This window comes from Cupriavidus cauae (genome assembly GCF_008632125.1).
In the GTDB taxonomy this organism is placed as follows: domain Bacteria; phylum Pseudomonadota; class Gammaproteobacteria; order Burkholderiales; family Burkholderiaceae; genus Cupriavidus; species Cupriavidus cauae.
In genome coordinates this window covers 15,630-28,699 of sequence record NZ_VWRN01000033.1, presented here as the reverse complement: position 1 = coordinate 28,699, position 13,070 = coordinate 15,630, and the positions used below count along the sequence as shown (strand labels likewise).

Here is a 13,070-nt window from a genome sequence, read left to right as displayed (position 1 = left end):
GCGCTTGCAGCCGCTCGCGCCAGAACGACTCGCTGGCGGCGACATCGTGGGTCTGCAGCCAGGCGATGTGGTCGCGATAGCGCGAGGCGGGCACCTCGACCGGCTGGCCGTGGTAGCGCTGCAGGACTTCGCCGATCAGGCGGGCCGTGCTCCAGCCATCGAGCAGCAGATGGTGGCTGGTCCAGATCATGCGGTAGCGGTTCGCGCCCAGGCGGAGGAGGCGCACGCGCATCAGCGGCGCAGAGTCGAGCGCGAAGGCCAGCTTGCGTTCTTCGAGCGCAACGTCCTCGCACGCCGATTCGTTCCAGTCGCGTTCGGCATTGATCCGAACCGGCGAAGGCACCTGCCGATAGACCGCCTGCATCGCCTGCCCGTCGATCCAGACAAAGCCGGTCCGCAGGATCTCGTGCCGCGCCACCGTCTCATCCCAGGCCGAGCGGAAGCGCTCGGCATCGAGTCCGTCGAGCGTGATGGCGAGCTGGTTGACGTACAGCCCGGCCTCCGGCGCGTAGAGCGAGTGGAACAGCATGCCGTGCTGCATCGGCGTGAGCGGATACAGGTCCTCGATCTGGCCGCCGTCGAGGCGATCGAGCTGATGCTGGTTCAGGCCGGCGAGCGGTACATCGGACGGTGTCAGCGCGCCGGGTGGCATGCCGATGCAGTGGTCGATGGTGGTCTCCAACGCGTCCCGATAGGCGTCCACCAGCGAGGCGATGGTGTCGTGCCGGTAGCGGGCGGTGCTGAACGTGACGCCCAGCGACAGCACGCCGCCGCTGACCTGGCCATTGATCGTGATCCAGTTGCCAAGCGGGGCCTCCGGATCGCGGCTGGCTCCGCAGGACTCGTCGGCGAAATCGAACAGCGCGTCGCCGCCGACGCTCTGGTCGAACTGGCCCAGATAGTTGAACGTGATGCGGGGCAATGGGCGTGCCGCGAGTTGTTCGCGAATGGCCTGCGGCGCGAGATGCCGCAACAGACCGTAGCCGATGCCATGATCGGGAACGCCGCGCAGCGTCTCCTTGATCGACTTGATGCTGGCCGCGGTGTCGGCGGCCACCGGCAGCACGACCGGGAACATCGTCGTGAACCAGCCGACGGTGCGGCCGATATCCGGTGCAGCAAGCAGGGTTTCCCGGCCATGCCCTTCGAGCAGGATGGCGGCGCGATCGACGCCGGCCCATTGGCCCACTGCCTGCGCGAGCGCGCTGAGCAGCAAGTCGTTGATCTGCGTCCGGTAGGCGGCTGGCGCCTGCTTCAGCAGGCGTTGGGTCTGCTCGGCGGACAACTCTAAGGTCAGCGTGGCGGCCTGCGCGATGCGGTCGTCCGCCGCGGCGTGGTCGCATGGCACCTCGGGGCCGTGCTGGGCGCACCAGTAGTCTGCTTGCCTGGTGAGTTCGTCCGACTTCGCATGTTGAACCAGCGCCTGTGCCCAGGCCTTGTACGACGCCGTCTTGGGCGGGAGCGCGATGGATTGGCGTTGCTGGGCCAGCCGGTATGCCTGTTGCAGGTCTTCCAGCAGGACGCGCCAGGAGACGCCATCGACGACAAGGTGGTGGACGGCGAGCAGCAGGCGCTCGCTGCCATCCGGCAATTGCAGATGCAGTGCGCGCAGCAATGGTCCCTGTTCGAGGTCCAGACTACGCTGGGCGCGATCGCAGTGCGCTTCGATGGAATCCGTGTCGACGACTTGCTGTTGCCACAGCAGCTCGCTATCGCCGGGCGCGGCGTAGCGTTGCTGCCATTGGCCGTCCTGCTGCCGGTAGCGCAGCCGCAATGCGTCGTGATGATCGACCAAGGCCTTCAGCGCGCGGCGCAGTGCGTCCGGATCCAGGCGCTCCACGGGACGCAGCAGCACGGATTGGTTCCAATGATTGCGGTTCGGCATCGGCGTCTCGAAGAACGCCCGTTGAATCGGCAGCAGCGGCACCTCGCCGGCAGGCTTGTCGTCGACGCGGCGATTGGCCTCGTCGCGCTTGGCCACCTGGGCCAGCGCCTGCACGGTCTGATGCAGGAACAGGTCCTTGGGCGTGAAGCGCAGGCCGAGGCGGCGAGCGCGGCTGACCGACTGGATCGACAGGATCGAGTCGCCGCCAAGTTCGAAGAAATTGTCGGTGGCGCCGACGCGTTCGACGCCCAGGACCTCCTGCCAGATTTGGGCCAGCAGCGCTTCGGCTTCGTTGGCGGGGGCGATGTAGCCCTCGGCCTCCCACAACGGGGCAGGCAGCGCGCGACGATCGAGCTTGCCGTTTGGCGTGACCGGCAGGCGGTCCAGCGCGATGATTTGCGCCGGGACCATGTGGTCGGGCAGTTGCGCCTTCAGTCCGGTCTTTAGCGTGGCGGAATCCGTGCCGTCCAGCACGCAATAGGCGACCAGACGGTCCTCATGGACGATCACGGCGGCGTCCTTGACGCCAGCTTGCGACCGCAGCAGATGCGCAACCTCTCCGAGTTCGACCCGGTAGCCGCGGATCTTGACCTGTTCGTCCTGGCGGCCGAGGTATTCGATCCGGCCGTCGGCGTCCTGCCTGACGCGGTCGCCGGTGCGGTACATCCTTGCCCCGTCGTTGAAGGGATCGGGGACGAAGCGCTCGGCGGTCAGTCCCGGGCGACCGAGGTAGCCCCGGGCCAGCTGCGGTCCGGCGATATAGAGTTCGCCGACGATGCCGGCGGGCACCGGGTTCAGGTCGGCGTCAAGCACATAGACGCGGGAGCCAGGAAACGGCGTGCCCGTCGGCAACTGCCGTTCGGGCAGGGCCACGGCTTCATGCGTCAGCACGCCGACCGTGGTCTCCGTCGGGCCGTAATGGTTGAACAGCCGGCATTGCGGCTTCAGGGCGCGGATCGTCCGAGCCAACTCGGCCGAGGTAGCCTCGCCCCCAAGAATCAGCGCCTGCTCTGGCAGCACATCGGCAGGCTGGCGGGCCTGCAGCAATCCGCGCAGATGGCTGGGGACGATCTTGAGCACGCCAACGCGGTGCCGGGCCATGTAGTCGGCAAAGCAGTCCGGATCGAAGCCCCGCTCGCGCGAGATCAGATGCAAGGTCCGGCCGCTGCAAAGGGCGCCGAACAGCACGGTATGGCCGAGGTCGGCGGCGGGGGTGGAGACCATCGCCATCGAGGCATCGGCAGGCAACTGCAGGCGGTGCAGCACGCCGCAGACGTAATGCGCGAGCGCGTCGTGGCTGACCACCACGCCCTTCGGCGTGCCGGTGGAGCCGGAGGTGTAGATCAGATAAGCGGCTTGCCCCGGAAGCAACGAGACGGAAGGCGCATCGTCGACCTGCGTCACGGACGTCGGATCGATGCAATCGAAGCCCGGCCCGAACCCCGGCCCGAACCCCGGTCCGAACTCCGGCCCCGAGCCCGGCCCCGAGCCAACGACAACACTGGCCCCAGCGTCGTCCAATAGCTGGCGCAAGCGTTCGACTGGCTGCACCGGATCGAGCGGCACGCAAACCGCCCCGGCCTTCAGGATGCCAAGCAGTCCGGTGATAAACGCCGGAGAGCGCTCGACACAAAGCCCGACCCGCGTCTCGCGCCCAATGCCGCGCTCGGCCAGCGCAGCCGCAATGCCATTGGCAAGCCGATCGGCCTCGCCGCGGGTCAGGGTCTGTTCCTCATATCGCAACGCGACGGCAGAAGGATCCGCCACGACGCTACGCCGCCATGCCGTCAGCACATCGACCGCAGCCGACTCCAGAGCCTCGCCGACAAGGCGCCCGTCCTCATTGCCCAACGCCAGCTCACCCACGCGAAGCGTCGGTGTCGACGCGATCTGTTCGAGGATGCCGACATAGTGCTGCTGCATCCGTTCAATGGTGTCGGAATCGAACAGGTCCGTGGCGTAGCCGAATCGCCCCGCAATGCCGTCCTCGCTCTCCACCAGATCCAGCGCGATATCGAAGCGCGTGACATCGCCTTCGATCTGTTCGGCCGTGACAGCGTGGCCCGCCAGTCGTTTCGGGACGGCGATCGGCAGCGCCAGGTTGAACTTGACCTGGAACAGCGGGTTATGGGCGAGGCTGCGATCGGGCTGCAAGGCCTCGACCAGCTGTTCGAAGGGCAGATCCTGGTATTGCTGCGATTCGAGCACCGTCTCGTGCAGCCGGGGGAGCAGGGCGTTCCACGGCATGCTGCCGTCGATATCCGTGCGCAGGACCAGCGTATTGACGAAGCAGCCGACCAGGCCTTCGGTTTCGACCCTGCCGCGATTGGCGACCGGCACGCCGACGCGGACATCGCGCTGCCCCGTGTAGCGGTACAGCAGCGTCTGGAACCCGGCGAGCAGCACCGCGAACATCGTGGTTTGTGCGCCCAGCGCGATGCGACGCAAGCTCGTCGCCAGCGCGCCGTCCAGCATGAACGGCACCGCGCCGCCGCGATGGCTTTGCACCGCGGGGCGGGGGCGATCGCTCGGCAGCTCCAGGACCAGGGACTCGTCGCCAAGACGATCCTTCCAGTAGGCGAGCTGACGGTCGCGCTGGCCGGCGACGAGGCGATCCGCATGCCAGCAGGCATAGTCCGTGTAGCGGATCGCAAGCGGCGTCAGGTCGACGGGGCGATCCGCTACGAAGCCCTCGTACAGCCGGCAAAACTCGTCGATCACGACATTCATCGACCAGCCGTCCGACACGATATGGTGAACCGTGATGGACAGCCATTCCTGCTCGTCCGCCACCCGCAATTGCGCGACGCGCAGTGGCGGCGAGGCCAGCAGGTCGAAGGGCTCGGCGCTGAGCGCTCTGGCCGTTGCCTGCGCCTCGGCAGCTGCATCGGAGCCGTGCTCGCGCAAATCCAGCACGGCGATGGGGCAGGCGCCGGCGGGCAGCACCCGTTGCCTCGGTTCTTCGTGCTGGTCGAGTTCGAAGCGCGTGCGCAGTGCCTCGTGCCGCGCGACCAGCGCATCGACCGCGCGTTGCAGTGCGATCCGATCGAACCGGCCGTGGAGCTTCAACACGCCGGAGACGTTGTAGGCGCCACTGTCCGGCTGCATCGACCACAGTACCCACAAGCCGCGCTGCACCGGGGACAGCGGCGCCAGGTCGGTTTCGGTTCGGCGCGTAATTGCCGCTTCCCCGTGGGAAGCCTCACCGTCGTCGCGCGCCAGCAATCCATCGATGACCGCCGCGTTGGCCCGCAGAGTCCCATCGGCGAAGAGATGCGACAACGCGTAGCCTCGATGCAGGCGTTCGCGGGTTCTCGACACCAGCTGGGTCGCGCGCACCGAATTGCCGCCCAGGGCGAAGAAGTTGTCATTGGCCGACGCAGGCCAAACGCCGAGGACTTCCTGCCAGAGCTCCGCCAGTGTTGCCTCGGTACCCTGCAGCGCCACGGCGTTGCCGATAGCGGCCGTTGAGGCGGCGGCCTCCGACGATGGAACGGATGCGAGCCGCCGCCCCGATTCGAATGCCGCCCACAGCGCCAGTTCGCCGCTGCGCCAGGCAGGCAGGCAGCGCGAACGCTGCAGCTTGCCGCTGGTGGTCTTCGGCAATTCGCCGGGCTGCAGCAGCAGCACCAGTCCCGGCGGCTCGCCGCAGCATTGCGCCACTGCCTCGCGAATGGCCGCTTCCACCGCTTCGGGCGAGCCGAACTTCTGGATGCTGCGCGCAATCTCGGCGGCGACGCCGATCGTTTCGAACTGCCCGTCGGCCGATTGGAACGGGAAGGCCGCGACGCGCCCCTTGCGCACGACCTCGACCGCGCCTTCGACCGCGATCTCGATGTCCTGTGGATACAGGTTGTGCCCGCGGACGATGATCAGGTCCTTCGAACGTCCGGCGACGTAGAGCCTGCCTTCGTGCAGGAAGCCGAGGTCGCCCGTGCGCAGATAGCGCGAGGCGGGGTCGTCGTGATGCGGGAAGGTGCTGGCGGTGGCCTCGGGCTGCTGCCAGTAGCCCGCGGTCACGCTCGGCCCGCCGATGCAGATCTCCCCGATCTGTCCGTCCGGAACGGGGCTGCCATGCTCGACATCCCGAATCTCGATGCGATGGCCCGGAGCCGCGTCGCCGCAGGCAACGAGTCGCGCGCCGCCGCCATCGATCGATGCAACGGCGCGGCCGGTGGCCAGCGCCGCTTCATCAAAGCCGATCATCATGGCGCCCTCGCCGGGGCGACCGCCGGTGGCGAGCAGCGTCGCCTCGGCCAGTCCATAGCAGGGATAGAGCGCGCGAGCGTCGAGGCCGGCGTCGGCGAAGTGGCTGGCAAACCGTTCCAGTGTCTCGGCACGAATCGGCTCGGCGCCGCAGAAGGCGACGCGCCAGCTGCGCAGGGACAGCGTCTGGACCTGTGCCGCACGCACGCGTTCCACGCACAGCCGATAGGCAAAGTCCGGGCCGCCGCTGACGGTGCCGCGGAAGCGGTCGATCGCCTCGAGCCAGCGGCGCGGCCGCTGCAGGAAATAAGTCGGCGACATCAGCACCAGCGGCATGCCGCCGTAGAGGGGATGCAGCAGTCCGCCGATCAGGCCCATGTCGTGATAGAGCGGTAGCCAGCTGACCATCACGTCGTCGGCCGTGGTGTCGAACTGGCTGGCGATGGCCGCTTCGTTGGCGACGATATTGGCGTGCGTCACCATCACGCCCTTGGGCGTCGCGGTCGAGCCGGAGGTGTACTGCAGGAAGGCAACGGTGTCGGGGCGGACGGCCGCGGCCCATGCCCTGGCGTCGGCGATGGCCGCTCCCGGCATCGTTTCGCCGACCGAGGAAACCCACGAGCCAGACGAGACCGACGATACGGTGACGATGCGCGCTTGCAGGCTGTCCGACCGCCCACTGGCCCAGTCGCCTGCAAGTCCGTCGTCGACCACCACGACGCTGGGCCGCGCATCGGCCGCGATGGCGTTGAGCCGGGCCAGATGCTGCGGCCGCATCGATTCCGGCGGAAACGCCGGCACCGCGATCACGCGCGCCAGCAGGCAGCCGAGGAACGCGCTGACGTAGTCGATGCCGGTGTCGAGCACGATCATCGCGCGCTCGCCGGGCTGCGCGACCTCGCTCAGGCGCGTGGCATAGGCAGCCGCGCGTGCGAGCAGGTCGCGGTAGCGGTAGGTCGTGCCTGCCGGGTCGTCCTCGTCCAGCACCGTCAGTGCCGTCGCATCGGCGCGGCTGGTCGCGTGATGGATCAAATAGTCGAGCAGCGTCTCGCCTTGCATTGCTGTCCTTTTGCGAATCGATGGACCGGTGCTGCACCAGCACGTCCGACAGAAGGAAGACGAAGGGCGGGGCGTGGAATTTAGCGCGGCGGGGCGCGCATCAAGCGGAGATCAGCACAGGGCCGCGCATTCGGCCCGCAGCGGACAGGTGCCGCAGTAGTCGTCGCCGTCGAGCCGGTACTTCAGGCAGCAGACGCGGCGCACGCGCCGTTCGCCGCCGTCCGCCTGCGGGCGGTCGAGATAGGCGGCGCGATAGGGATGCGGCCGGCCATCGGCGCCCCTGTCGGTGCGCAGCCACCGCGCCAGCGTGTCGCGGCGGCGTGCGTCGAGCGCCGGATGGGCGAGCAGGTTCATGCCGACGTATTGCACGAACTCGGCGGCGTGGCTCCACAGCACGCGCGGCGACGCACGGGTCAGTGCCGACAGCGCGGCGAACACCGGCGCCAGATGGCGCTGGGTCATGGCGGCCAGCATGTCGTCCAGCGTCGCCGCGCCCTGGCCCAGCGCCGATGACCGCAAGTGAATGCGCGATACGAGCCCATCCGGGCCGAAGGCGATATCGACCTCGTCCAGCGATACCGGTACGGTCCGGCCCAGCGCAGCCGCCGCGACCAGCACGGGTGGCACCAGCACCACGCAGTAGTGCCGGGCCCACCACGATGCCAGCGCCGGCGGGGCGCGTTCGTGCTCGGCGCCGATGGTGTCGCGGTAATCGGCCAGCCGTTGCTGCAAGGCGCCCGGCTCGGCGAGCCGGCTTCCCGGCAACGCTTGCGCACCGGCGGGCGCCGCGGTGACCCCTTCGCCGAAGCGCCGCAGCGGGCCGGGAAAGAAGGGCGTGAGTTCGGCAATCAAAGGGGAATCTCCAGTCCGGGCGGGGCCGTATCAGGGCTTCGCGGTTGGGCGCCGCCTTCCACGAGAGACGGACCGGCGCCGCAGGAAATTAGGCGGCGCGCCCTTCTTGTGCCGATCAGCCGCCAATTCCCCTGTTCAGGCTCCCTATTGCCGTTTTCCCGTCACTCACGTAATAATTACGAATCATTATCATTCGCAGACGCATTACGGTAAGCCTTTTGCGTACCGGGCCGGCGCGATCCAATAAGAAGGGGAGTCTCATGCAACGGGTGTTCGATTGCCGGCGGACGGAGGTCCGGCGGGCGGTGGTGATGTTGTTTGCGCTGGCGGGCAGCGCGCATGCGCAGCAGCAGGCGGCACCGGCGGGCCAGCCGGTGGCGGGGCAGTTGCCGGAAGTCACGGTCCGGGCAGCGGGGTCGGAAACCGGGATCGGGCCGGTCGGGGGCTATGTCGCCCGCCGCAGCGTCACCGCGACCAAGACCGACACGCCGCTGTCGGAAACGCCGCAGTCCATTTCGGTGATCACCCGCGAGCAGATGGAAGACCGCGGCGTGCAGACCGTGTCCGAGGCCTTTGCCTATTCGGCTGGCGTGGTCGGCGACAACGTGGTCGAGTCGCGTTACGACAAGCCGGTGATCCGGGGCTTCCCGGCACGGCAGTATCTCGACGGCCTGTACATCAACTACTACACGAGCGGCTACCTGATGCCGCGCGTCGACGCCTACGGGCTCGAGCGCGTCGAGCTGCTGCGCGGCCCCAGCTCGGTGCTGTATGGCGCCAATGCGCCGGGCGGCCTGATCAACCTGGTCAGCAAGCGGCCGACCGCCGAAACGCTGCGCGAGGTCAACGTGCAATACGGCTCGCACAATCGCAAGCAGGCCAGCTTCGATCTGTCCGGCGCGGTGGACAGCAACCAGACCGTGCTCTATCGGCTGACCGGCCTGTTCCGCAAGAGCGATACGCAGACCGACCACGCCAAGGACGATCGCATCTTCATCGCGCCTGCACTGACGTTCCGCCCGTCCGCCGATACCACCTTCACGCTGCTGACCCACTATCAGCGCGACAGGCAGGGCACCGCGATCAACTTCCTGCCGCGCGAGGGCACGGTCATTCCGACGGTCAACGGCCGCAGGATCTCGAGCTCGTTCTTCACCGGCGAACCCGGCTTCAATACCTTCGATCGCGAGGAATACGCGATCGGCTACGCCTTCGAGCATCGCTTCAACGACACCTTCCGCGTGCGCCAGAACGTGCGTTACATGCATAGCGACCTGACCTATACGGGGGTCTACGCGGTGGGCTGGAATTCGGCCGCGCAGCAGCAACTGCGGCGCGGCTCGCTCGATGCGGGCGGCAAGCTCGATACGATCGGCGTCGACACCCAGCTGCAGGCGGACTTCAGCACCGGTCCGGTCCGGCACAAGATGCTGGTCGGCGTGGACTACCAGCACGGCAAGTTCGACGACAAGCAGGGCTTCGGCACGGTCGGCACCCCGCCGCTGGGCCTGATCGATCCGTGGAATCCGGTCTACGGCGCGCGGATCAATCCGATCGCCTCGTACACCAACGCGGAGCAGACCCAGCGTCAGCTCGGCGTGTACTTCCAGGACCAGATGAAGCTGACCGAGCGGCTGACGTTCGTTGCCGGGGGGCGCAAGGATTGGGCGAGTTCGGATACGACCTCGACGCGGATCGTTACGGCGACCAACGCGCGGACCGTGACCACGACGCCGATCGACCAGGACGACTTCACCTATCGCCTCGGCCTGCTGTACCAGGCGCCGTACGGCATCACGCCGTACGTCAGCTACTCGACTTCGTTCCAGCCGCAGGCCGGCACCGATCGGCAGGGTTCGCCGTTCAAGCCGACCACCGGCAAGCAGACCGAACTGGGCGTCAAGTTCCAGCCGCCGGGCAGCAATAGCTTCATCACCGCGGCGGTCTACGACCTGCGGCAGCAGGACGTGCTGACGCCCGATCCAGGGCGTCCGGCTGGCACCAATTTCCAGATCCAGACCGGCGAGATCCGCTCGCGCGGCTTCGAGCTGGAAGGCACGATGGACTTCCAGAACGGCTTCAAGGCGATTGGCTCCTACACCTTGATGAATCTGGAAACCACCAAGAGCAACGGGCCCGACCTGGGCAAGACGCCAACCAACCGGCCGCGCCATACGGCCGCGCTGTGGGTCGACTACACGATGCGCGGCGGCATGCTGCGCGGCCTCGGCATGGGGGCCGGCGCGCGCTATATCGGGTCGACCTGGGGCGATGCGGCCAATACCTTCAAGGTGTCGTCGGTGTGGCTCGCCGATGCGGCGATCCACTACACGCTGGACCAGCATTGGCGCTTTGCGCTGACCGCGACCAATCTGCTCGACAAGGAGTACGTCGGGCAGTGCGGCAGCGCGACGACCTGCTACTACGGTTATCGCCGCAACATCCTGGCCACGGCGACTTATCGTTGGTGAGGGCCTGAGGCCGGGGCCCTGGTCCCCGGCCTGGGCCCCGCGCCTCGAGGCCCGAGGTCGCGAGGCACCGAGGCACCGAGGCACCGTGGCCCGGAGGCCCGGAGGCCCGGAGGCCCGGAGGCCAGAGGCCAGAGGCCCGCCAAGGCGCCGGCAATCCCGGCCCTGCGAACGTCGCCGGCACTGGCGGCGTCCGTTTCCGCCTAATTCGCGGGCACCTTCGTTCGTCACAGGAAGAAGACCTCTTCCTCGTGGAGCCACCGACCGTGTCCGCCTTCCCCTCGCTGCGCAATGTGTTGTTCCGGGCCTCGGGCCATCTGCTGGCGTTTGCCATCGTGGCCAGCCTGGCCGGCGGCGCGGCGTCGGTGGGGCTGATCGCCACCATCAATCGCGCATTGGCGACGCCGGCCGATCAACTGACGGCGCTGGGACTGCGCTTCGCGGCCCTGGCGGTGGCGGTGCTGCTGTGCCGTACCGCCGCGCTGATGCTGTTCGTGCGGCTGAACCAGACGGTGCTGGCCAGGCTGCGCGAGCATATCGCTGGCCGGTTGCTGGCCTCGCCCTATGCCGAGCTCGAACGGGTTGGGCCGGGGCGCGGACTCGCGCTGCTGGGCGAGGACACCAATCAGGTGGCGACGCTGCTGGTAGCGCTGCCGTTCGTGGTGATGAACGGCACCATCGTGCTCGGCTGCCTGGCCTATCTGGCCTATCTGTCGTGGCAGGTCTTCCTGTTCGCGCTGGTTGCCGTGCTGACCGGCTCGATCTGCTACCGGCTCAGCCGCAAGCGTTCGCAGCGCTATCTGCGCGATGCCGGCAAATGGCACGATGTGTTGATCGAACGCTTCGGCGCGATCTTCGCAGGCGCCAAGGAACTGAAGCTGCATCGCCAACGCCGCGAGGCGTTCGCCAGCGGGCCGCTGGCCGAAGCGATCGATGCGGTCAGGACCAACCGCACGCAGGGGCTGTCGCTGCTGTATCTGTCGCTGACGATCGGCAGCACGCTGTTCTTCGCGGTGATCGGCATCATCCTGTTCGTGGTGCAGTGGCCGCTCGGCGCGGATGCTGCCGTCGCCAGCGGCTATACGCTGGTGTTCCTCTACATGATGGCCCCGCTGGAGGGCCTGCTGAACAGCCTGCCGCAGTTCAATCTGGCGCGCATCGCGTATCAGCGCATCGCCGATACCACCGGGCCGCTGGCGGTGGAGCAGGGGCAGGCAGATGCCGCGGGCGATCGCCGGCCGTTCGTCGCGCTTGCCTTGCACGGCGTCACGCATCGCTACTTCCGCGATGGTGAGGACGGCGCCTTCACGCTGGGGCCGATCGATCTGTCGCTGCGCGCCGGCGAGGTGGTGTTCCTCGTCGGCGGCAATGGCAGCGGCAAGACCACGCTGGCCAAGCTGCTGGTCGGCCTGTATGCGCCGGAGAGCGGGAGCGTGGTGCTCAATGGCCAGGCGATCGCCGATGCGTCTGACCGTGAGCGACACAGGCAGCAGTGCACCGCGGTGTTCTCCGACTTCCATCTGTTCGACAGCCTGCTGGGCGCGGCCTCGGAAGGTGAAGAGGGGGTGGCGGGTGGCAATGACGGGCAGGGCGATCATGAAGGCAGATACGCGGCGCTCGACGCGCGTGCCAACGAGCTGTTGGCGCGTCTGCAGTTGCAGCACAAGGTGACCGTGCGCGGCGGCGCGTTCTCGACGCGCGCGCTGTCGCAGGGCCAGCGCAAGCGCCTGGCGCTGGTCGCCGCCTGTCTCGAGGATCGGCCCGTGATCGTGCTCGACGAATGGGCTGCGGATCAGGACCCGGCCTTCAAGGCAGTGTTCTATCGCGAGATCGTGCCGGCCCTGCGCGCGCAGGGAAAGGCGGTGCTGGTGATCTCGCACGACGATCGCTACTTCGATGCGGGGGATCGCATCGTGCTGCTCGAACAGGGTCGCATCCGCGAGCAGCACATTGAACACCAGCCCGAATACCCGCCCGAATACCCGCCCGAACATCAGCGCGAACATCAGCGCGAACATCAGCGCGAACACCAACCGGCCGCAGAGCCGGCGGGCGTGGCGATCGCCACCGAGCGGCAGCGCGCGGCATGAGACACCGGCTCGTTGCGCCGGTGCCCAGGCAGCGACTCCGCTACAATCGCGTCACACGACGCCGGTGCATGACATCGGCGCACAAGAACGCATCAAGGGGAGCTGTACGTGGTCCAGAACCGATCGCCGGGCAACGACATCGCCTGGCAACAAGCGCTCGATTGGGTGATGCTGATGCGGGACGGCATGCTCGACGCCAGCGCCGAACAACGCCTGCTCGATTGGCTCGACCAGTCGCCCGATCACATCGAGTCGTTCCGCCAGGCCTGCGCCGTGTGGCAGGCGACCGGTGCGGTGACCCCCTCGATCCAGGCCGCCCTCGAAGCGCGCATGCCGCCCGCGGCAGGGCAGCGCCCCACACGCCACGGCTGACCTTCGCTGTCATACCTCGGTCGCATTCGGCCACCAACCTTTACACATTGCCTCTTCGAATCGCACGGGCATGTCGCTATAATTGCGAATGAGTCGCATTTGCGTTAGCATGTCCGTCGGTTTCTTCTGGGAGGGGGC

5 protein-coding genes are annotated in these 13,070 nt (G+C 67.7%); 3 read left to right on the top strand and 2 right to left on the bottom strand.

What is annotated here, in order from left to right:
- Both F1599_RS12280 and fhuF read right to left on the bottom strand, forming a co-directional pair.
- On the bottom strand, positions 1-7,150 hold a 7,150-nt coding region (locus F1599_RS12280), incomplete at its 3' end, for a non-ribosomal peptide synthetase (RefSeq protein WP_150083285.1).
- 111 nt (positions 7,151-7,261) lie between these two features.
- Positions 7,262-8,002 carry a siderophore-iron reductase FhuF gene (gene fhuF / locus F1599_RS12275; RefSeq protein ID WP_150083284.1) on the bottom strand — a complete coding sequence of 247 codons (741 nt, stop codon included), beginning with the start codon at positions 8,000-8,002 and terminating at the stop codon, positions 7,262-7,264.
- Positions 8,003-8,262: 260 nt separating this feature from the next.
- On the opposite strand from fhuF, the gene F1599_RS12270 reads away from it, so the two are divergent.
- The 3 genes from F1599_RS12270 (at position 8,263) to F1599_RS12260 (ending at position 12,932) form a co-directional block, all read left to right on the top strand.
- Entirely contained in the window at positions 8,263-10,473 is a 2,211-nt protein-coding gene (locus tag F1599_RS12270; protein WP_150083283.1) for a TonB-dependent siderophore receptor, read from the top strand.
- 263 nt (positions 10,474-10,736) lie between these two features.
- Positions 10,737-12,560, top strand: coding sequence for a cyclic peptide export ABC transporter (locus tag F1599_RS12265; protein WP_223819609.1), 1,824 nt, complete (start codon positions 10,737-10,739; stop codon positions 12,558-12,560).
- Between the two features lie 108 nt (positions 12,561-12,668).
- Positions 12,669-12,932 carry a FecR/PupR family sigma factor regulator gene (locus tag F1599_RS12260; RefSeq protein ID WP_150083282.1) on the top strand — a complete coding sequence of 88 codons (264 nt, stop codon included), beginning with the start codon at positions 12,669-12,671 and terminating at the stop codon, positions 12,930-12,932.
- Positions 12,933-13,070: the final 138 nt, after the last annotated feature.